General features: G+C 51.6%; 16 protein-coding genes. 12 read left to right on the forward strand and 4 right to left on the reverse strand.

Annotation, left to right across the window (positions count from 1 at the left end):
* Positions 1-158: 158 nt before the first annotated feature.
* Entirely contained in the window at positions 159-923 is a 765-nt protein-coding gene (locus L6H98_RS00145; protein ID WP_236411924.1) for a YheC/YheD family protein, read from the forward strand.
* 219 nt (positions 924-1,142) lie between these two features.
* Here the strand turns inward: L6H98_RS00145 and L6H98_RS00150 are convergent, their stop codons facing one another.
* Positions 1,143-1,856: a stalk domain-containing protein gene (locus tag L6H98_RS00150; protein WP_236411930.1), complete on the reverse strand. Its 714-nt coding sequence runs from the start codon at positions 1,854-1,856 to the stop codon at positions 1,143-1,145.
* A gap of 489 nt (positions 1,857-2,345) precedes the next feature.
* On the opposite strand from L6H98_RS00150, the gene L6H98_RS00155 reads away from it, so the two are divergent.
* The 11 genes from L6H98_RS00155 (at position 2,346) to L6H98_RS00200 (ending at position 19,709) form a co-directional block, all read left to right on the forward strand.
* Positions 2,346-3,050 carry a hypothetical protein gene (locus tag L6H98_RS00155; protein ID WP_236411931.1) on the forward strand — a complete coding sequence of 235 codons (705 nt, stop codon included), beginning with the start codon at positions 2,346-2,348 and terminating at the stop codon, positions 3,048-3,050.
* Positions 2,998-3,525, forward strand: a complete 528-nt coding sequence (locus L6H98_RS00160; protein WP_236411932.1) for an accessory gene regulator B family protein — start codon at positions 2,998-3,000, stop codon at positions 3,523-3,525. Before L6H98_RS00155 ends, L6H98_RS00160 begins: the two co-directional genes overlap by 53 nt.
* 1 nt (position 3,526) lies before the next feature.
* The gene (locus L6H98_RS31225) at positions 3,527-3,649 is read left to right on the forward strand and encodes a hypothetical protein (RefSeq protein ID WP_290371397.1); all 123 of its coding nucleotides are present in this window, start codon (positions 3,527-3,529) and stop codon (positions 3,647-3,649) included.
* 243 nt (positions 3,650-3,892) lie between these two features.
* On the forward strand, positions 3,893-4,933 hold the full coding sequence (locus tag L6H98_RS00165) for an SPFH domain-containing protein (protein WP_236411933.1): 1,041 nt from the start codon (positions 3,893-3,895) through the stop codon (positions 4,931-4,933).
* Positions 4,930-5,964 (forward strand): sugar kinase, encoded by a 1,035-nt coding sequence (locus L6H98_RS00170; RefSeq protein WP_236411934.1) that lies wholly within the window; start codon positions 4,930-4,932, stop codon positions 5,962-5,964. The genes L6H98_RS00165 and L6H98_RS00170 overlap by 4 nt, the downstream gene beginning before the upstream one ends.
* A 100-nt stretch (positions 5,965-6,064) precedes the next feature.
* Complete coding sequence (locus tag L6H98_RS00175) at positions 6,065-6,775, forward strand: response regulator transcription factor (protein WP_236411935.1); 711 nt, start codon at positions 6,065-6,067, stop codon at positions 6,773-6,775.
* On the forward strand, positions 6,772-7,761 hold the full coding sequence (locus L6H98_RS00180) for a sensor histidine kinase (protein ID WP_236411937.1): 990 nt from the start codon (positions 6,772-6,774) through the stop codon (positions 7,759-7,761). The genes L6H98_RS00175 and L6H98_RS00180 overlap by 4 nt, the downstream gene beginning before the upstream one ends.
* Positions 7,762-7,937: 176 nt before the next feature.
* On the forward strand, positions 7,938-8,708 hold the full coding sequence (locus L6H98_RS00185; protein ID WP_236411938.1) for an ABC transporter ATP-binding protein: 771 nt from the start codon (positions 7,938-7,940) through the stop codon (positions 8,706-8,708).
* Positions 8,683-10,623, forward strand: a complete 1,941-nt coding sequence (locus L6H98_RS00190; protein ID WP_236411940.1) for an FtsX-like permease family protein — start codon at positions 8,683-8,685, stop codon at positions 10,621-10,623. The genes L6H98_RS00185 and L6H98_RS00190 overlap by 26 nt, the downstream gene beginning before the upstream one ends.
* Positions 10,624-10,918: 295 nt before the next feature.
* The gene (locus L6H98_RS00195) at positions 10,919-13,513 is read left to right on the forward strand and encodes a LuxR C-terminal-related transcriptional regulator (RefSeq protein ID WP_236411942.1); all 2,595 of its coding nucleotides are present in this window, start codon (positions 10,919-10,921) and stop codon (positions 13,511-13,513) included.
* 220 nt (positions 13,514-13,733) lie between these two features.
* Positions 13,734-19,709, forward strand: a complete 5,976-nt coding sequence (locus tag L6H98_RS00200; RefSeq protein WP_236411944.1) for an invasin domain 3-containing protein — start codon at positions 13,734-13,736, stop codon at positions 19,707-19,709.
* Between the two features lie 148 nt (positions 19,710-19,857).
* On the opposite strand, the gene L6H98_RS00205 is transcribed toward L6H98_RS00200, so the two are convergent.
* Genes L6H98_RS00205 through L6H98_RS00215 form a run of 3 tightly spaced genes read right to left on the reverse strand, consistent with a single transcriptional unit; the run spans position 19,858 to position 21,775 of the window.
* Positions 19,858-20,199: a cupin domain-containing protein gene (locus tag L6H98_RS00205; protein ID WP_236411946.1), complete on the reverse strand. Its 342-nt coding sequence runs from the start codon at positions 20,197-20,199 to the stop codon at positions 19,858-19,860.
* A 23-nt stretch (positions 20,200-20,222) separates the two neighbouring features.
* Complete coding sequence (locus L6H98_RS00210) at positions 20,223-20,522, reverse strand: metal-sulfur cluster assembly factor (protein ID WP_236411948.1); 300 nt, start codon at positions 20,520-20,522, stop codon at positions 20,223-20,225.
* A 20-nt stretch (positions 20,523-20,542) separates the two neighbouring features.
* On the reverse strand, positions 20,543-21,775 hold the full coding sequence (locus L6H98_RS00215; RefSeq protein WP_236411949.1) for a hypothetical protein: 1,233 nt from the start codon (positions 21,773-21,775) through the stop codon (positions 20,543-20,545).
* Positions 21,776-21,777 lie beyond the last annotated feature (2 nt).

The following is a 21,777-nucleotide window of genomic DNA, read 5'->3' on the forward strand; positions in this document are numbered from 1 at the left end:
ATGGTATGTGTGCATGAGGGAGATGGTCAGGGCGCATGAACGCATCCATTTTCGTTAATCGGGGGCGTTTGCGTAGGGTGTCCGATTCCCTTATGCATATAATGCATGGTCTTAATGAGGAGGCAGGAAGTCTTTCATCGAATGAGGGGAGAGGAAGCGTGGTGGTAGTCCGTAAATCGCAGCCATTAAGCAGCAAATGGGTAAAGACGAAGGCGATTCTCAGTAACGATTACATCAGGCCGTTCGTTCCTGATACGCAGAGATATAATGCGGCCAATCTGAAATCGATGATCCACAAATACGGCATGGTTTATGTCAAACCCGAGCGCGGTACGCATGGGAAAGGCGTAATCAAAGCGGAAGTGGCGGGGCGGCGGCATTATGCCTATCAATGGGAGCAGCGGCGTTGGACATTCGAGGACTTCGATTCCTTTCATGCCAGCCTGAATCGACGTGTAGGGAAAAAGGAGTACCTGGTTCAGAGAGGAATCCACCTGCTCAAGCACAACAACAGGCATTTTGATATCCGGGTCATGGTCCAGATCAATCCGAACAAACAGTGGGAAGCTACCGGGGTGATCGGTCGGCTGGGCCACCCCGCGAAAATCGTGACCAATTATCACAGCGGCGGCAAACCGATGGACATTCACCAGCTGTTGGGATCGCATGCTTCCTCAAAACGTAGAGAACAAGTGGTTCGGGATATGAATGAGCTCGGATTGCAAATCGCCCGCCATATGAAGAAAAAATACCCTTATCTGAAGCAGATCGGCGTGGATTTTGGCCTGGATCACATGATGAAGCCGTGGATCATTGAGGTGAACATCAAGCCAGACCCTTATATTTTCAATCAATTAAAGGATAAAGCGATGTACCGCAGGGTCATTCATTGTTATCGCAAACTGCAAACCGAGCCGAAATAATAGGGAGTATCCAAAAACAGCGGCAGGCAAAAAACGTCACGTTAAATGGCTTTTTTGCGAGTAAAGGCCGTTTTGTCCAAAATGCCCCCTGCAGGAATAACTCCCTTCAAGTTAAGCGCCTCTAGTATATTAGGAGAAACACACTTCCCTCATAGCGTGCCTTCATTATGTGCTGTTATGAGGGAAATGATGAAAACGTTGGATTTGATTGAACAAATATTAGTTGAGTTCGGTGAGTTTAACATCCCAAAGTTTGGAAGGCTCCGATGAAGAAGGCGTTCCATGCGTGTTAAACTCTATCGTCAATTTATTCCCGCCTACTACATCAACATTAAAATTTATCGGTTCCATCCCTCTTGAAAGAGTCGGGGATTCATAGATTTTTTGGTCATCAACAGTGATTACTACTGAACGAAGATAACCGTCTTCCAGTTTGTCTGATACTGCGTAATTTCCTGAAATCGTTTTATATTTTCCTTTTAATAAATACACTGCCTGATCCCCATTTGAACGTAAGTTTAACGATGGTTGAATCTTTTCTTGTAGAATTTCAAAGGCTGTTAATTTATCATCCCATTCAAACTTGCCTTCCCAAGGAGTGAGTTGGTGCAAGCCAACAATTTTACCAGTTCCCTGTTGTTTTCCAATGGAGACAGTGGCAGTCGTCCGATCCCAACTTACATCTTTTCCTAGAGCTGAAGATATACCGCGGATTGGCAGATATGTAGTACCGTCTACAATGAAAGGCTCGATCGTATTTCCGTTTGCATCTTTTGGTGTTATTGCTACGCCGTCTACAATTACTTTAATGTTGTTGTACACTGCAGTCAGTTTCTTACTGAAAGGATAGTCAGCTGCATAAGCAATCCCAGAGGTTAGTAGAAGGGTTGCAGAAGCACCTATTATAATTCCTTTGAACGTGTTGTTCTTCAAGTCAATCTCCTCTTTTCTAGTATATGTATTTGCTATATCTCATTATTGTATGATTTCAAATAAATGGACAGTGTCTAGCATGGGTTTAATTACTTAAATTTACATTTCGGTAATGGAAATTATAATGGCTTCACTCAAAAAAAGTTTCAATTATGTATGATGTTTGTGAGGTAATGACGATGATTTAGATTGAAGCGGGATGAGCTTATGAACGAACGTGGGCTGAAATCCTCGCCAAATCAGCAACATGACAGCGATCAGTTGAAACATCGTTTCTGAGAACTCATGATGTATCCTTTTCTAAATAACAATATTATCCTTTACAAAAATGCTGGATTTACATTATAATAAGAACAAATGTTCCTATTACAAAAGAAGAAATGATAGCGATTTGGGGTATCCATCTGTATTAAATTGGCTATGGAATTGCCATACGTTCCTTTATAATAACTACAATAGTTATTCTAATAGGGATGGTGCCAGGTTGCCGTGGTCATTTATATTATCCTTGGATTTTTTGATGCATTAGCGATGTTGTTATTGATGCTGAAACTGTACATGTTACCGTTTAGAGCGTATGGCGTCAAAATTACATATTTCGTTTTCTTTATCTCTACATTTTCGTATATGATGCGCATTACTTTAGAGTCGCCAAAGCTGGATTTACCTTTGCAGTATATTTTCTTCGTGCTTTTTTTACGGTTTGGGATGGAGCTGAAAGTGCACTTGTCTGCTTTTATAGCTGGGGCGGGAATATCCGCTTATGCAGCAATACAAATGGCCATTTACCATCTGTTTCATTTTTTTGATGTTATGCACATAAGCGTGATGCAGCAGAATGAGGGAAGTATGGTTTATTTGCTTCAGTCCGCTTCCATCCTGATTACCTATGCGATCGGCTTTGTGCTCTCCATCTTCGACTATGGGTTTTCATTTATCATCAGGCCACCGCATGACTTTTTGACAAAAGAGAACTACCTATCCAGCACTAATTTACCTTACTTAATAGGAACCATCATTTCTGCATTTATGATCTGCATGACGTTGATCTTATTGTACAGCTCTGATCCAACACGGCTTTTAGTTCTAGCCATTCTAACGTTTGGAGTTTCCTATTTCTTTTCCATAAGGAGGGAACGAGGTGATATTAGAGCGGTTGTCGAGGCGTATCGCGCTAAGCATAAAAGCAGCTGATCCTGAAGGACCTGGAACCGTTGAAATTTTGGAGTACGAGCTGGGCCTTCGTCTTAACTGGTATACAGGGTTGTTATTGACAATCCTTTTAGGTTTGGCATTCGGGACGTTTATCGGAGCTCTGATCGCTCTGTTTTCATTTGTGATGCTGAGAAAGTTTTCAGGCGGAGTGCATCTGCCGATAACGATCTGCTCTGTTGTAACGGGAGTTGTTGCGGCGATCATTCCGTTGATCCATTTGAATGTAGAAGCCATGCTTGTACTGAATGCAATCAGTCTTATTATTGTATTGCTTTATGCGCCAAACGAATTTGAGTATGTCAATCCAACATCGTGGGATCGATGGCTGAAATGGATTTCAGCCGGGCTCGTAGTCGCCAATTTTGCAGTCAAATCACCGGAAATAACATGGGCATTTTTTATTCAAGCCATTCTCATCCTTCCAGTATGGACCAAACGGGAAGGAGGTGATTAAATTGAATCAAAAAATAGCGCGAGTATTTGCTGCAGGCCTTACAAAAGGGGCAAAGAAATCTTCTGAGAAACGCAAAAGCATTGTTGGAGCGATGAAAATGCCCGAAGCATTGAAGAAGAAATGATTCTGGATGAATGATCGAAGATTAATAGGTGTTTGATAAAGCGATGGCTTTTACGGCCTTCGCTTTTTGTTTTTTCTAAAAATGATACTTGCATATCAGAGCATGGAAGCCTTCTCGCGTCCAAGATCGAAAAGGAAGAAACCTGTTTACGTTTAGTGATATTGTCATATTGACATTAACGTTCTTGTTTGTTATCATTTCGATAATATCATAATGACTATATTAAGAAATGGGGAATGAGCGATGTTTGGTTTTCGCTTCGTCAAGTTTCAGCCCAGCGAGTACGTAATGAAGATCAAGAACGGTAAAGTACAGCGTCAGGGCGTAGGTTTGTCGTTCTATTACTATGAGCCGACGACTTCGGTCGTGGTGCTGCCGGTTTCGTCCGTGGATGTGCCTTTTATGTTCGAAGAGATTACCGCCGATTATCAGACGGTTACCGTTCAGGGGCAGTTAAGCTATCGGATCGTGGATTACATGAAAATTACCCAGAGCCTCAATTATGCCTATAATTTGCGCAAACACCAGCATATTTCCGACGATCCCGGCAAGCTGGACCAGCGGGTGATCACGATCGCCAAAGTGCTGACCAAAAAACATCTGGAACAGATGCCCTTGCGCCAAGCCATCCAATCGAGCGAACGGCTGGCGCGCAATATGAAACAAGAGGTGGCCCAGAGCGAAGAATTGGAGAAGCTTGGCGTGGAATTAATGGGGCTGTCCATTCTGGCCATTCTGCCCAATAAGGAGACGATGCGTGCCTTGGAAGCACAGGCGAGGGAAGAGATTTTGCGCCAGGCCGACGAAGCGCTGTATGTACGTCGCAATGCCTCCATCGAGCAGGAACGCAAAGTGAAGGAAAACGAATTGAATACGGAGATCGCGGTGGAAACGAAAAAGCGGCAAATTCGTGAAACCCAGTTGCAGGCAGAGCGTTCGGTAAGGCAGAAGCAGAACGAGATGCAGCAGGAGCAGCTGCAGTTCGACACAGGCATGGAGGAACGCAAACGGCAGCTCATCGAGCTGACGGTGGCGAATCAGAACGCCGAAGCGGACGCGAAGGCATATGCGCTCGCGGCCGTCATGAAATCGCTGCAGGACGTGGAACCGGCCGTGCTGCAGGCGATGGCCAACATGGGCATGAATTCGGATAAGCTGATCGCGCTTGCGTTTCAGGAGCTTGCGGAGAATGCCGGCAAAATCGGGCAGCTGAACATCTCGCCGGACCTGTTGCAAGGACTGATGTCCCCGTCTGCGCGCGAGCAGGGAGGCCGGGCAAGATGAGATGGGGACACAGCGGACAGAACGCCGGAGCGCCAGCTGCGGAACAGGGGCGAATGACCGAAAACAAGCTGGTTCTTATCAAACGCAAAACAAGGCTTGAGGAACTGGTCGTCAGGTACAATACCGTGCAGCAAGCCCAATTTTATATCGAGCGGATGGGCGCGGACTTCAGCGATTACATGGAAGAAGACCGACGTTATCAGCAGGCGGTGTTGCAAGTCAGGCAGCAGCTGGCGCAGCTTGGGCGAGTGCAGGTCGTCGAGCGGGAGCATGTGCCCAACTTCATTTTTGGCGAGCAGGATATCGTTGTCGTTGTCGGTCAGGACGGCCTGGTGGCAAACACGCTCAAGTATGTCACGGGCCAGCCCTTGATTGGCGTCAATCCGGATCCTTTGCGATGGGAAGGCGTGTTGTTGCCTTTTACGACCGAGGATCTGGGGCTGATCATCCCGGATGTCATGCAAAAGCGCCGTCAGGTAAAGGAAGTGACGCTGGCCAAGGCCGAACTGAACGACGGGCAGGTGCTGTACGGCGTCAACGATTTGTTCATTGGCCGCAAAACCCATGTTTCCGCCAGATATGAAATGCATCTTGGCCCGGCCCATGAGCGGCAATCTTCCAGCGGCATCATCGTGTCGACGGGCATGGGATCGACGGGCTGGTTCAAAAGCGTGCTGGCCGGGGCATCCGGCATCACTCGTTCCGAGGCCTGGATGCAGCTGCAGGACAGGGAGCATGGAAATGAAGACTCGGATAAAACCTATCGCCAAACAGCTTCCATCAGCAGCCCATTCGGCTGGGATGCACCGTATTTGTATTTCACGGTGCGCGAGCCGTTTCCGAGCCGAACGACGTCGGCAGACCTTGTCTTCGGGCAGATCCATTCGCGCCAGCCCCTTCGTATTGTATCGCAGATGCCGGAGGATGGGGTTATTTTCAGCGATGGGGTGGAGCAGGACTTCCTGGAATTCAATTCAGGCATCGAAGCGACGATCAGCCTTGCGGAGAAGCGTGGGCAATTGGTGATCTAAGAGCTAGTTGACCGCCGGCCCTTTATTTCCATATCAATTCCGGCTAGAATGGTAGACTGGATGAAGTAAGTGATGTCAGGGATTGGAAAGAGGGTTGACCATGCAATCGATTTTGATGGTTGAGGACGATACCAAGCTTGCCGGGCTGCTGGCCGCATATTTGACCCGTAACGGGTTTCAGGTGCATATGGTGCGGGATTTTCGCGATGTTTTGCATGAATTTGCTGAACGGGGACCCGATCTGGTATTGATGGATGTGAACTTACCGCAATATGACGGCTTTTATTGGTGCAGGCAAATCCGCACGCATTCGATCTGTCCGATCCTGTTCATTTCCGCGCGCGACAGCGGCATGGATCAGGTGATGGCATTGGAGAACGGAGCGGACGACTATATCACGAAGCCGTTTCAATACGAAGTCGTGCTTGCCAAAATCAGGAGCCAGCTGCGCAGAGCCTATGGAACGTATGCCGCCGTTCAGCAAGAACCGAAAATCGCGAATGGCGCGTTGGTGCTGTATCCGGAACGATACGTGCTGGAGCATCAAGCAAACTCGGTCGAATTGACGCAGAAGGAAGCAGCGCTTATGGAGGTGCTTATGAACAAGGCGGGACGGGTCGTCGGCCGGGATAGGTTGCTCGATGTGATGTGGGAGGACCAGCATTTCATCGACGACAACACGCTCAACGTGTATATTACGCGGGTACGCCGGAAATTGAAAGAGCTAGGAGCGGGAGATGCGCTGGAAACGGTGCGGGGTGTGGGATATCGCTTGCTTGACCTTGATGGCGAATGGGGAAGACGCGCATGAGGCTTTTTCTGAAAGACCACCGCCTTCTGCTCGGATGTTATGTTGTTCAAATGCTGCTTGTTCCGTGCGTATACTGGGTTTCCGGCGAAAAGAGGCCGCCAAGCATCATGCTGTACGGCGTACTGCTTGGCACCGCGGTGCTTGCGGTGTATCTGGTCGTGCGCTATATCCAGCTTCGTGAAGTGTACCTTGCGCTTCAGGAGCCGGAACGGCTCGTTCGCGAACCGTATCATTCGCTCGGCGATGCGGAGCTTGCGCTCGCAACCCGGAATCTGGTATCTGAACTGGAACGCCGGCAGCAGAACGAAATCAATGAACTGCGGGCACGGAGCGAACAGCAGACCGTGTTCATGAACCGCTGGGTGCATCAAATGAAAACGCCGTTATCCATCATTCAGCTCACGTTGGAGGATGTGGAAGACGAGACCGCCGGCAGCATTCAGGACGAATTGGACAAATTGCGCAAAGGGCTGGAAATGGTGCTGCACTCGTCCAGGCTGGAACAGTTCGAAGGAGACTTCCGGGTAGAGCGAATTTCGTTGCTGGAGAGTGTCAAAGCCAGCATCGCCGAAAACCGCCGCCTGTTTATCCGTAAGGGAGTGATACCAGTAATCCATATTGAACCGAAATGGCAAATATATAGCGATACCAAATGGCTGCGCTTTATGTTGACTCAGATTTTAACCAATGCCGTCAACTATTCGGAGGGCGGTTCGGACAAAAAGATCACCTTGACCGCTTATTCGCAAAATGATCGCATCATTTTGGACATCCAGGATCAGGGCATCGGTATTTCGGCCGAAGACATTCAGCGGGTGTTCCATCCGTATTTTACGGGGGAGCGCGGCAGGCAGTATCATGAATCGACGGGGATGGGCCTGTATTTGGTACGTGAAATCAGCAAACGCCTCGACAACCGGGTCGAATTGTTTTCTGGGCCGGAGGAAGGCACCCTGGTGCGATTCAGTTGGGATATGGCGAAATGAGTGAGATTTAATCGTGGTTTAGCAAGGTGCTTGCCTGGGGCGAAGCGCCTTTTTGTGATGGGAACACAACCTTAAAGGCCGTGTAAGGAAAGTTTAAGGTAAATCGATGGTACGGCAAGTTGCGGTCGGATATGCTTGTAATGTAACACACCAATCACGAAGGAGAACACGAGAAAATGGATATGCTTCAAGTTACGGCTTTAAACAAAACCTACCCGGGAAAGGTGCAGACCCAAGCCCTTAGCGATATACATCTGAGCATCCGGCAAGGGGAGTTCGTCGGCATTATGGGACCTTCGGGGAGTGGAAAAACAACGCTGCTCAACATGGTCTCGACGATTGACGACCCAAGCTCGGGCGAGGTGAAGATCAATGGACAAAACCCGTTTGCGATGAAAAGAAAGGAGCTGGCCAGATTCCGCCGCCGTGAGCTCGGATTTGTGTTTCAGGATTTCAACCTGCTCGACACGTTGACCGTGGCCGAAAACATCGTGCTTCCCTTGACGCTGGACAACGTCAGCCTGAAAGAGATGGAGAACAGGCTGGAAGCGATCACGACCCGGCTGGGGATCGATCAGATTCGGAACAAACGCATCTTCGAAATTTCCGGCGGCCAGCGGCAGCGGACGGCCATCGCCAGGGCGATCATCAACAGACCGTCCCTGGTGCTTGCGGACGAGCCGACGGGAGCGCTCGACTCGGCATCATCCCAGGCCGTCATGGAAGCGCTGGAGCAGATCAACCAGCAGGAAAAAACGACGATCATGCTGGTGACGCATGATCCGCTTGCGGCCAGTTACTGTGACCGCATCGTATTCATCAAAGATGGCCGGCTCGCGGCCGAAGTGCACCGGGGTGACAACCGCCAGACGTTTTTCCAGCGCATCATCGACACGTTATCTTTCTGGGGAGGGAATTCGCATGAGCTTTCCTCAGTTCGCATTTAACAACATTCGCCGCAACGGGCGGGCGTACATTGCTTTTTTCCTGAGCAGTGTCGTGATGGTCATGATCTTTTTTGCCTATGCGATGTTTATCTATCATCCTTCGGTGAAGGCTATGCCCATGGGAGAGACGACATCGGTGGGGATGGGGATTGCATCAGGCATTGTATACGTGTTTGCCATTTTTTTTGTCATCTATTCGATCGGCGCATTCCTGAAGTCCAGAAATAAGGAGTTCGGCATTTTAACGATTCTTGGTGCCGCGCCGGGCCAGATCCGGCGCTTGATCATGCTGGAAAATATGCTGATCGGAGCCGTGTCGATCGTGGCAGGCATTGCCGGCGGCATGCTTTTATCCAAATTGTTTCTCATGGTGGCCACCCGTTTCATTGGCATGGAGGATCTGCCGTTCTATTTTCCACTGAAGGCGATTGGACTGACGGTAGGGGCGTTTATGCTTTTGTTTGTCGGCGTTTCGCTCTTTACCCTGGCGTTTATTGGAAACAGGCGCGCGCTGGATCTATTGACCGGAACGAGCAGGCCGAAAAAAGAACCGAGGGTGTCATGGCTGTTCTCGCTGATCGGCGCTGGATTGCTGGCGACCGGGTTCATTGCACTGTACGATGACCTGCAAGAGGTGAACATTTTGATCGCTGCGATTAGCGGCATTGCGGGAACGTACTTCTTTTACTCCCAGCTCTCGGTATTGGTCATGCGATTATTGAAGCGAAGCCGGCGTTGGGGATGGAAGGGGACACGCCTCTTGTGGGTGTCGGAAATGGCGTACAAAATCAAGGATAACGCACGTATGCTGTTCATGGTTACGGTCGTGATCGCCCTGGCTTCGATGAGCGCCGTCGTCATTTTATCGCTGGACCAGGATAATCGGGAGAAGTTTCGGGAAAGCGAGTTCCCGGTTCAGTACCGCATCTACGATGCTAAGGAAGGCGAGGATTTTGGCATCATTGATTCTGTTTTCAAACAGGCAGGCGTAAATTATGAACGAGCTTACGTACATTATGATTGGGGCGTAGCGGAGGGCAGCCATACGGCACTGTTGTCGCTCAGCGATTACAATCGCATCAATGCACTTCGCGGAAAGCAGGCTGAGCAGCTCGCGTCCGGCAAAGGGATATTTATCGACTCGCGCAATTCTGCGGAAATGGACAGCCATACGACATTTCATTCTTATGCAGCCGGTGACATGATGACGCTCCAGCAGGAATCGGGTTCAACCCACGTTCAGATTGACAAGTCGATAAAGGACGCTATGTATTGGGATACCATGTTTGCTTCAAGCGTATTGGTTCTGCCGGATGAGGACTTTTCACAAGTGGGAGAAAAGAATTCCGGAGCCAACGTTTTGTTGTACAGCGTTCCGTCATGGGGCAAAGACATACCTGCCAACCATTCGCCCGAGGCGCGGATTAGCAGGGAATTGCAGGCATTGGACGACGACATGCAAATGGATCCCGAGAAATACGATTTTTCCGGGTACATGGCAACCCGATACGCCAACTTTGAAAATACGCGGGAAGCCACCTCGATCATTACGTTTCTGGGTGTGATGATCGGTCTTGTGTTCTCCATCTCTTCGGCAAGCTTCCTGTACTTCAGGCTGCATACCGATCTGGAGGCGGACGGGAGGATGGTGCATGGCTTGTCGAAAATCGGTTTGAGTTTTCAGGAGATGAAACGTTCGTCCACCGTGCAGATTGCGATCCTGTTTTTCTTCCCGATGCTGACGGCCATCGTCGAAACGCTCGTTGTTGTCAAACCGTTTCTGACCCAATTCGGCGTTACGGATTATACGGTGCCCGTTTTGAGCGTCTTCGGGGCGTTCCTCGGCTTGCAGACCCTTTACTTTTTCATCATTCGTGGTCGCTATATTTCCTCCTTGCGCAAAAAGATGGTATGAGTACATGCTGGAGCATATGGTCGGCTTGACATGATTTTCAACAAACATAAATGGCCCGGAACCCTGATTGCTATCAAGGGTGTCCGGGCCGTTGTCCGTTTACGGGCAGTACATAACGAGGTGCTTCGCTAGGGCTTGAGCGGCTTCTTGCCGGCAAGGGCGTCGAATTAGGTGTGCATTTGCATGCTAAGATTAGCCGAAGGACTTGAATGAAAGCCGAATTTCGTTTTCAATTTAGTTATGACCGTAACAAGCTGCATTCTGGTTCTTTATTATCCCGAACGGAGGCAACACATTGAGAGCGAACCCCGACATCATGAAATACAAATTGGAAGTCCCTGAACCCCGTAAACATTGGATAAACCGAAAGCTGATTCAACCACCTTCAGCAGGAGATTTGCCTCAAGGAATCACCTTGATCACCGCACCTGCCGGGAGTGGGAAAACAACAGCGATGACGCAGATCGCGCACAGCGGCAATCACCAGATCGCATGGTATGCGCTGGATGAACATGATAATGATTTGCGGAGATTTTGGCGTTACCTCGTACATATGCTGCATCCCTACCTGACGGCGGGCGCGAGTGACCGTCTGTTATCGCTGCTTGCGGAGTATGCCGATCGCTCGTTGAAACCGTTTCTGGACCAGTATCTTAACGATGTATACGATATCCAACCATCGATTTGTGTTGTCCTTGATGATTATCATGTAATCTGGAATGAAGAGATTCATGAAACCCTGAATTACTGGCTTCATCATTTGCCGGCGAACATTCACGTCCTGATCGGTTCACGTTCAGAACCGCCCCTTAAGGGATGGCAGACGTGGAACGTCAAGGGCAAACTGCGAAAAGTCAATGCACTCCAATTGGCGTTTACGGCCGAACAGGCGCAGGAAATGTGCAAAACGATCCTGGGTGGAGAACTTCCCAAGGAATGGGTGAATGTGCTGATCAAGCGCACGGAAGGCTGGGCTGCCGGTCTTCAGCTGGCGTTGATTTCCCTTCAGCAGCGGCCAAGCGGGGAGTGGGCCGATTGGGTTCGGCATCTCGATATGGACCAATATATTGAACAATATCTGTTGGAAGAGATATGGAACGGATTGGATGAACAGGTCCAACGTTTTTTGCTGGAAACGTCCGCTTTGGCCAGATTCAATGCCATGTTGTGCGAGGAGGTAACCGGTCTTGCGGATTGCGGAGAAAAGTTGGGATTTTTGCAAAGTAATGGCTTGTTTCTGATCCCCCTTGAAGGAGGGTACTTTCGTTATCATCATTTGGTCGGCCATTTTTACGAAACGAGGTTAAGAGAGCGTTCCCCGGAGCGCTGGCTTGAATTAAAGCGGAATACCAGCAAGGCTTATGCACGCATGGGCTGGCATGAAGAAGCGGTGGAATTTGCTTTTGCAGGCAAAGCTTATGATACAGCCTCCGCAATCCTGGAGGAGCATCTTCATGGATTCGTTCAGCGGGGGGAATTTTCCCTGCTCCATGATTGGCTTGCGCGCTTCCCGGCAAAGTTTCCGGTGTCAGACCGGATCAGGCTGGTCCGTGTTTTCGTAAGCTCGGTGCTGGGCAAGCACGAGGATGCGCGTACGATGATGGAAACGATGGAAAATGAATTGTTCGGAACACCTTTGCAGCCGGAACAGTTGGAGCTCTTGAGCGGACTGTTTTTCGTCAAAGGAAATGCGGCGTTTCATTCTGGCCAATTCCAGGAATGGTTTCGGTTTGCCGAATCTTTTCAGCTTCGGCTTCCGCAGGACCCGGTTTTTTTCGATTTTAATTATAACTTCAACCAGCCCTTCGTCCGCTATACTACCTTTGGCCTCGGGGGCGTCTTGACAGAAACGACGGCAGAGCTGGGGCAAAGGATAACAACGATCCTGAAACAGAATGGATGGGAAGAATCGCTGATGTGCCAATATGTCATGCAGTCATTGGTCGAGGGATACTACGAGTGGAATGATCTGGATCGATGCAGAACGCTGTTGGACCGAATTACGGCAAAGGGGCGTTATTTGAAAGTTCCGGGATTGTTCGTTCCCGTCCGTTTGATGATGGCCCGGTTAAGTGTGGCGTCGGGAGACCGTGCAGGTGCCAGAGTGATCGTCGAACAGACGCTTCAGCGAATGGATCGCGTATCCGACATGCCATGGCATCGGTCTTTAATAACGTTTCTTGCCGAAATGGACCTGGCAGAAGGAGCCGTGGATCAGGCTGAAATGCGTTTCAAGGAGATACACCTTTCCCCGGATCATCGGGTACATTTAGGGTCGATTCAAGAGACCCTTGTTCTTGCAAGGCTGCTGATTGCCCAGGGCAGGGCGGATGAAGGGCAGAGGCTGCTGATGCAGCTCTCCCTGCTGGCAGAGGAATCCGGCATGGCCAACGTGGCTGTCTCGTCGTCAGTCCTGCAAGCTTGGGGGGATCTGGTTCAAGGTAAAAGAAAACAAGCGGCAGAACGAATCTCTACTGCCCTTCAACGTGTGATGCCATTTCGTTATACCCGTACTTTCGTGGACGAAGGAGGCTGGATGCAACGGTTATTGGAAGAAATGATGGTCCATTCGGCATTCGATAACCAACCTGCGTTGAAATCCTACGCCGCCGAGCTGTTGTCCGTCCTGAAAGCGGAAGGGAATGGCGAAGCAGCAGAGGCGCAGCTTGACATCGACGGTTATGAACTGACCGCCAAAGAAATCGAGATGGTCAAACTGCTTCATCTGGGTTGCATGAATCGCGAGATCGCGGATCAGATGGGGCTTTCGCCGGGCACGGTCAAGGTGTACCTGAACCGAATCTACAACAAGCTTGGCGTGCGCACCCGGACGCAGGCTGTTCTGGTAACCACTCCGGTACCTCTCGCATTTCCGCCTTATCCAGGATAGGTATCAGATTACAAAGTAAAGTTCCGCACAGCCGCAGCACGGGTGGAGATCCTCCGGATTGCGGCTGCTTCCCCTGCTTAAAATCCCGGGAGTTAACTTTAGTTAATTGTAGGCCACGGCAGGCTTTGATAGGATGTCGATAGGAATAAAGGCCCGGTTCGCGGGCCGGTCTTTTATTCTTGCGAGAATGGCATCCATCAACACGAAGGGGAAGGTTTATTTGCACTTATTACGTAAAATCGTCTTGGTCCTGATCGTTTTCGCGCTGGCGATGCCGCAGATTGCAATCCGGCCTGCCGAGGCGGCCTCCGGTCTATCGACCTCCATCAAAACCGCCGGGGGAGGATACCTGCATTCGCTGTTTATCGCCGCAGACGGTGCCGTCTGGGCGTTCGGAGATAACAGCGCGGGTGAGTTGGGCGACGGCACGACACAAAATTCGTTTCGTCCGGTCCAAGTCACCAAATTCGACGGAACCCCCCTAACGGGAGCCAAAGAGGTGGCAGGGGGCGGTTATTATTCACTGGCTTTAATGGAAGATGGAACCGTCTGGGCCTGGGGCAAGGGAAGCGCCGGGACTCTTGGAAATGGGGCATTCGATGACCAATACCGGGCAGTGCAGGTGATGCAGTCCAACGGAACCCCGATCCAAGGAGTGCAAAGCATTGCCGCAGGTTACTCGCATGCGCTGGCGCTAAAAGAAGACGGCTCTGTATGGGGATGGGGTTCCAATTCGTCGAATGTATTAACGGATTACAACGATTATCTAATTCCGCGAGCTGTACAGTTGAAACAGTCCAGCGGCTCCTATCTTACGAATGTCAAGGCCGTAGGCATCGGAGATTATCATTCGATGGTCCTGAAAAACGACGGGACGGTGTGGGCATGGGGATTCGGTGGCTTGAGTTCGTTGGGTAACGGTTCCACCAATAGTTCCGTATATCCGGTCCAAGTCATCGATGCCTCCGATCAGCCCTTGGCCGATATCGTCGGCATCACGGGTCATCGTTTGGGCGGACTGGCCTTGAAGTCCGACGGAACGGTATGGGCATGGGGGTATAATGAAAATTATAACCTGGGCATCGGGGATGGCGTGACAAGCAGCACCAAGGCCCTGCAGGTGCTGCAAACCGGTTCTGTCCCGTTAACCGACGTGGCAGAGCTGGCAGGCGGAGGTCGGGTCACCGTGGTTCTCAAGAAAGACGGTTCCGCATGGTGGTGGGGCATGCAGAATCGAAATCTGAAAGTGGCCACGCGTTTGATTAACGATGCGTCCGACATCGCGGCTGGAGACACTCATGTGCTCGTCACCAAAAGAGACGGAACCATATGGGGCGGTGGATGGACTTCGAAAGGCGAGCTTGGTATTTCCAATGAAGCGACATATATCTATTATACCAGTCCCATACAGGTATACCCTGCTACCTTGCGAATGACTTCGAACCAGAACCGGCTTACTGCGGATGGCGAAAGCAAAGCTTTAATCACCGTTACTTTGCTCGAAGGCAGTAAACTGCCGATCGGAAAAAGTGAGGGCAGGCTGCAGCTTCAGGCTACCCTCGGCGAGCTTGGACCCGTCACCGATCATGGAGACGGCACGTATTCCGCCGAATTTACGGCATCAACAACGACCGGGAATGCTGTCATCAGCGGTACGCTGAATGGCTATCCCATGACCGCAACGACAACGATCACGCTGGTGCCCCTGCCACCTTCGGCCGAGAAATCGACCGTGTCGTCAAGCCCTTCGTCCATCATGGCGGACGGGGGCAGCGCATCCACGATTACGGTACAACTGAAGGATGCAAACGGCAATTCGTTGACTTCCGGAGGCCATGCCGTGAAGCTCTCCGCGACTTCCGGGACGCTCGGAACGGTGCGGAATAACGCCAACGGCACGTATACCGCGATACTAACCTCGCCGACAACCGTCGGTTCTGCCACGGTTTCCGCATCGGTAGACGGAGTCCCGATCCGGCAAACGGCAACGGTTCAATTTCTGGCCGGTCCGGCTTCGGCAGACAAATCGACCATCAGCGCATCGGCAAATACGATTCCAGTCGGAACGGGCAGTACGTTAGTTACCCTCCGGTTATTTGATGCTTACGGGAACCCTATTGCATCAGGCGGAAACACCGTCAAATTGAAGTCGACTTTGGGAAGTTTCGGTAAGGTGAGCGAGTTGAACAATGGAACCTTTACAGCTACGCTGCAGGCGGGTACGGTTTCGGGCAAAGCAACGATCCGTGCCGAACTAAATGGGACTCCCTTAAAAGATCAAGCCGAAGTCATGGTTGAGCCCGGTGCGGCATCCCTCTCGAAATCGACGCTTATTCCTGAGCAACCCATCCTTGTTGCCGACGGGACAAGCCTTACCCAGATCAAGCTGCAAATCCGGGATGATTACGGCAACGATTGGATGGCTTCCGCCGGACAAGTGACCATGAATACAACGGCAGGCGTCCTGTCCAAAGTCACCGATCTTGGCAACGGCAGCTACACAGCGACGCTTAAAAGTGAGATCAAAGTCGGCACGGCTGCTGTTTCCGCGAAATTGAACGGTGCTGCGGTGACTCAACAGGCTTTTGTTGAATTTTCTCCGGGTCCGGCTTCTGCCGCGGGCTCTACCTTTATCGCTGACCGTCAGCAGGTAACCGCCGGAACAGGCGAAGCCAAGTTGACCGTCCAGCTGTTCGATGCTTACGGGAATCGCCTTATAAGCGGCGGAGACAAGGTGGCCATTAGCGCGGACAAGGGACAAGTTGGCAACGTGACGGATCAAGGGAACGGTACATATACGGCTGCCTTTACCGCTCCGACGAGCATAGGGAACGCCGAATTATCCGTCACGGTAAACGGTTCACGACTTCCCGAGACGCTAACGATCCGTATTGAACCGGGGAATGTATCCGCTGCGGCCTCCTCCGTTGAAGCGAGTGATTCCTTCTTAACGGCGAACGGCGTTAGCGAGACTACGATTACGGTACATTTGAAGGACGCTTACGGCAATCCCGTTACCCCTGGCGGGGAGCAGGTAGAAATTTCTGCTTCAGCAGGAACCTTGACACAGGTGGAAGATCAGGGGAACGGCATCTATAGTGCGGTCCTGACCTCGAGCACTTTCACAGGTACGTCGACGATCACGGCTTCCGTGAACGGTCAGATTCTGGATCATTCGGTCCATGTCGAGTTCGTGCCTGGCACAGCTTCGGACAAGACCTCCGACCTGATGGCCGAAAGCGCTCAAATCACAGCCAACGGCGTGAGTTCGACATCGATTCTGTTGCAGCTGAAGGACGAATTCGGAAACCTGCTTACAACGGGCGGAGAACAAGTGGATCTTCGGACCACGGCAGGCACCTTGAGTTCGGTATTGGATATGCAGGACGGCACATATACGGCGATATTGACATCAGACACGATGGCCGGAACTGCTGAAGTCACCGGCGTTTTAAATGGTGTCCCTATGGTGAACGCCGCTGCCGTACAATTTCTTCCGGGTCCTCCTGCAGCAGATCAATCTACGTTGACGGTGGACCGCAGCGTCCTCTCGACGGATCCGGGAAGCAGTGCGGAAGTGACGGTGCTGTTGAAGGACGCCTATGGCAACGAATTGATCACCGATGAGGGTGCGGGTCGTCTGCAATTGGCTGCCACGCTAGGCAGTCTTACCGCGCCTGTTTATGCCGGGCAAGGCCGATATACGGCCCAAATCCAATCGAGCCAGGCCGGTAATGCAACGATCACGGCCATGATCGATGGAGCGATGCTGCCCACGGAAGCAGAAGTGCAGTTCTTGCCTGGTGAAGCTTCGCCTTCAACCTCGTCTATGGTTACTGATACCGAACGTTCGACCGCAAACGGCATCCAGTCCGCAAAGATTACGCTGCAGTTGACGGATGCCTCAGGCAATGCGTTAACGGATGAAGCCGTTCTGCCCGACGTGCAGCTTTACAGCTCGTTAGGCAGCCTTTCGGAGCCGGAATATGCAGGGGGAGGCAAATACACTGCCGAGTTAACGTCGACCCGTGCCGGAATCGCTGCCATTACGGCAACGATCGATGGTATCCTGCTTGATTCCAGGGTCCAAGTAGAATGGCTTCCGGACATCCCGTCCGCACTCGCGTCTACTCTGACGGTGGACCGGCCGGCTGTGCCGGCCAATGGATCGGAGCATGCGTCGCTCGAACTTAGCGTACGGGATGCATACGGGAATGCTGCCGCCGGCGAAGTCCGGCTCGAATCTACGCTTGGAACCGTCACCGAAGTAACCTATGTCCGTCCTGGGACATACACGGCGGAACTTCGTTCAACGGAAGCGGGGATCGCTGACATTCAGGCCTGGATCGACGGTGAGCCTGTTTCGGGCAAAGCACAGGTTGCTTTTACGGATGGAATTTGGTTCTCGCCTTCGTCCTATCGAATACCGTTGGGGGAATCTGTTCGTACGGTCGTAGAGGTCACCTATGAAGATCAGGCATCGGACCGCACGGACGATGTTGATTTTCAGTATGAGGACGGCATCATACAGGTGTCTCAAGCCGATGATGGGGACTGGTATATCACCGGTCTTCGAACGGGACAAACCGTGCTTCAGGCGGTATACGCAGGTGAATCCGGTCCTCTGACGGCAAGCGTGCCCGTTACGGTGTTTGCAGTGCCGACCCGGTTGGAGTTCGCCGAACCGAGTTATTCGGTAGAGGAAGGCAAGCGTGCCCAGGTTAACATCGTTGCCGAATATTCGGACGGAACGACGAAAGACGTGACTGCGGAAGCGGCATATGCCATGCAAGACGACAGCATTGCCGCCATAGACGCCTCGGGCCGATTGCTCGGGATCAGGGCGGGAACCACGGGATTAAACGCGGAGTTCGAAGGTTTGAGCGCATCCGCCGATGTTAAAGTTTCGGCTGCAACCGTTCCTCCCCAGCCTGGAACGGGAAGTGGAGAGAACGGAGCGGGAAGCGTGACTTTACCAACGTCCCCGTCGTCCGGTTCGAACGAGACCAACCATGATCCGGAACAGATGCTCGAGTTTGAGATCCAATTCGACGAAACCAAGCGTGAGCTTGTTCGGTTGAGTTCGGAGGAGCTTTCGTCCGGACGCATTGTGATCGATACCGAGGAAGGCAGCCGCCAATGGAGCCTCTTGACGTCCCAAGCCGTCCTGAATCAGTTAAGGATGATCAACGACGATTTGTTTGTGGAATGGAAGACGCCTCTTGGAACCATCGTTCTTCCCTTGAGCCAGATCGGAGATCAAGATTTGTCCGATTCTCAAGAACAGATTCGCATATCCCTGCGGGAAGCGGAGGGTGAGATCCAATCCAATGTGGAGAATATAGCCAGCAGACTCGGGGCAAGTCTCCATATAAAACCATTTGTTCTATCGCTGGAAACCCTGGATCGAGCAGGTAACGCGGCACCGTTGGTTTCTCTCGATCTGTCGATCATGTTCCGCACGGGTAAAGCCGTGGTTCAGGGAAACAAGCAAACAACTGCAGCCACGCTGGATCCGATTACCGGGAAACTCGGCTATGTACTTTCGCAAGCAAGCGACGATGCATTGGAGTTTCACATCAACCCGGGTCGGTTATATGCGGTGCTCGAAGTCCGCTCCTCATTTACGGACATGTCCGGGCATTGGGCCGAGGGTGCTGCCGAACGGCTGGCGACCCGATTGATCGTCCAAGGCACAGGCCAAGGAAAGTACGAGCCGGGACGTGCTGTAACGCGAGCCGAGATCGCGAGCATGTTGGTCCGGATGTTTGGATCCAGCAAGCAAGGAACGTCCGAACCGTTTGGCGATGCTTCGGGTCAATGGTATTCCAGCGACGTGCAGGCTGCGTATGCAGAGGGCTGGATTCATGGTTATGCGGACGGGACGTTTCGTCCGGAAGCCGGTGTATCCCGCCAGGAACTGTTCGTTATGTTGGCCAGAACACTTGAGTCTATGGGATATCCCGTAAAAGAGACAGGTGCACATCTGCCTTATTCGGATCAGGCATCCATCTCGGCGTGGGCGCAGAATGCGGTCCGGCAGCTCACCGAAACAAATCTCCTGGCTGGCGATCCGTCGAACAGGCTGCAGCCTTTACGGACGGTCACTCGGGCAGAGGCTGCTGTGCTGCTTGAACGGATGATGGAACTCTCGTCCAATGATCAAGTGCAAGCTCAGGAAACCGGTTCACTTTGATATAACTTGATGAATCGTTGTGTATGAAGAAGGCAGTTGATCGGGTGCGATCAACTGCCTTTGATATATCCGGAACTGCTTCGCAAGTGTTCCCGGCAAACACGGATGCTGTGGTAACGAATGTTCAAATGCGATACATTGCGCGCGATTAGACGTTCTGTGCATAAGAAGCGCCCGGCACTTTGTTCAGCACAACAAACAGTCGTGCTTCGGTGTTACCGGTATTATGGAATGCAAACTCCGTGTCGCCGCTGCAGCAGACGACATCTTCCTGCTCTACGCCATGTTCCTCACCGTCCAGAATCAGCGTGCCGGAACCTTCGACGACGAGCAGAATCACGTCCGTGCCTGGATGTTTATGCGCGGGAAGCTGTTGTCCCGGCCGAAAATGAAGCGCAAACGTCACGCCGTCGCCTTGTTTGAACAAGACGCGTTTCGTAAAGCGTTCATCGTCGAATGCTTTGACCTCAAATAAGGATTGAATAAGCATTGAAATTCCTCCCTGTGAACGAATTAGAAGTATCCCAGCATTTCCTTGGCGTTATCCGACATCAGCTGCGGGGTCCATTGCGGTTCCCAGACAAGCTCCACCTCGATCGCATCCTTACCGGTTTTCTGCTGCAATACCCAACGAACGGCGCCAACGATCGTGTCATGCAAAGGACATCCGGGTGTCGTCAAGGTCATGCGGACATATACCCGCTCCGCCTCTTCCTTCACCTCGTATACCAAACCCAGGTCAACGATGTTGACCCCGAGCTCGGGGTCGTAGACTTCTTTCAGACTTTCCAGCAGACTCGGTGTCTGTTCCATCTCTCTCACACTCCATTGTTCTATCGTTTGAATACCCATGCAATGTTGACCATGTACGCGATGGAAATGAGGGACAGCAGGGTGCCGCCAACCATCATGACCTCCGCCAAATCCAGCAGGATGCCGCTTACGAGCAGCATGCTCGCAGCAGCCATTGCCATCATGCCCCGCCATACCATGTTCTCGCTCAGCATGCCAGCCATCAACGGAACGCCGGGACGGCCTGCCTGCTTGCCGTATTTATGCGTCCACCAAAGGAAAGGTACGATTTTGGAAGCATAACCGAGAATCGTCAGCGATACCCAGCCTCCGAGATATAACCACCCTGCCAGCAGCACAACCCTGGAATCCAGCAATAGATCCGGATCTTGGGCAGCGTATATAAGCAGTGCCAGGGCAAAAGCGGCAGCAGCTCTGGTGACATATACCGACCAACGAATACCGGGCCCCGGATTGTTCTTGTTTCGCTTGTCCTGGATTTGTTCCAGATGATAGGCATAACAGACAAGCGCAGCCGCGAGCAGCAGGAGCGCACACCAGAGCATGAGGCCCTGGATGCCGGTCAGAAATGCTGCTGCGCCCAGAATGACAGCGGCGTTCCAGAGATAGAGAACGGCATGCTGCAATCGGGCCGGATAATGGTGGGACAGGTAGAACATCGGCAGCATTTTGTAGCTGAATCCCGTAATCAGCATGCCGAACCAGCCGAGCGTGCCCATCCAGATATGTGCGCCAAACAATCGTTCATGCAGCCCGTTCCACTGGCCGAAGGCAAAGTTCAAACCCATGAGCATGCCCGTCAAGCCGGTCAGGACAAGATATAGGCAGGCCAAGGCGGCACTGACGGTGACCGTATTCCAGCGGGAGGCTTTGAACAGGGTGACGCCCATGTTCCATGCGAATATCAGTATGCCGATCAAAGCCAGCGTTGCCGATCCGGCAATCCAACGTACATCGCCCTGGATGAATCCGTACAGCATGCCGGCCAGCCCGATCAGGAACGTAAAGTAGTGGACGTAGCCCAGCTTCAGACTATAGATGTCAGATTGCAAAATGACGTGAATCAACTGGTACACCGCCCCCATAGCGAGCATGGATGCCCATCCAAGCACGAAAAGGTGGGCATGGAACCAGCCTTCAGGACCTCTTAGATCGTCGCCAAGCCAGCCTGTCAGCGATAGCAGGGAAAACAAATGATAAGCGAAAAAACCGAGGATGCCCGTCAGGATAAAGAAAAACGGCAGCCTGGACATGG

Source organism: Paenibacillus sp. JJ-223 (assembly GCF_927798175.1).
In the GTDB taxonomy this organism is placed as follows: domain Bacteria; phylum Bacillota; class Bacilli; order Paenibacillales; family Paenibacillaceae; genus Paenibacillus; species Paenibacillus hubeiensis.

Coding starts and splice junctions, on each gene's coding strand:
- L6H98_RS00180 (WP_236411937.1), top strand. CDS start 6,772: ATGAGGCTTTTTCTGAAAGACCACCGCCTTCTGCTCGGATGTTATGTT.
- L6H98_RS00205 (WP_236411946.1), bottom strand. CDS start 20,199: ATGCTTATTCAATCCTTATTTGAGGTCAAAGCATTCGACGATGAACGC.
- L6H98_RS00185 (WP_236411938.1), top strand. CDS start 7,938: ATGGATATGCTTCAAGTTACGGCTTTAAACAAAACCTACCCGGGAAAG.
- L6H98_RS00170 (WP_236411934.1), top strand. CDS start 4,930: ATGAGATGGGGACACAGCGGACAGAACGCCGGAGCGCCAGCTGCGGAA.
- L6H98_RS00215 (WP_236411949.1), bottom strand. CDS start 21,775: ATGTCCAGGCTGCCGTTTTTCTTTATCCTGACGGGCATCCTCGGTTTT.
- L6H98_RS00165 (WP_236411933.1), top strand. CDS start 3,893: ATGTTTGGTTTTCGCTTCGTCAAGTTTCAGCCCAGCGAGTACGTAATG.
- L6H98_RS00210 (WP_236411948.1), bottom strand. CDS start 20,522: ATGGAACAGACACCGAGTCTGCTGGAAAGTCTGAAAGAAGTCTACGAC.
- L6H98_RS00190 (WP_236411940.1), top strand. CDS start 8,683: ATGAGCTTTCCTCAGTTCGCATTTAACAACATTCGCCGCAACGGGCGG.
- L6H98_RS00175 (WP_236411935.1), top strand. CDS start 6,065: ATGCAATCGATTTTGATGGTTGAGGACGATACCAAGCTTGCCGGGCTG.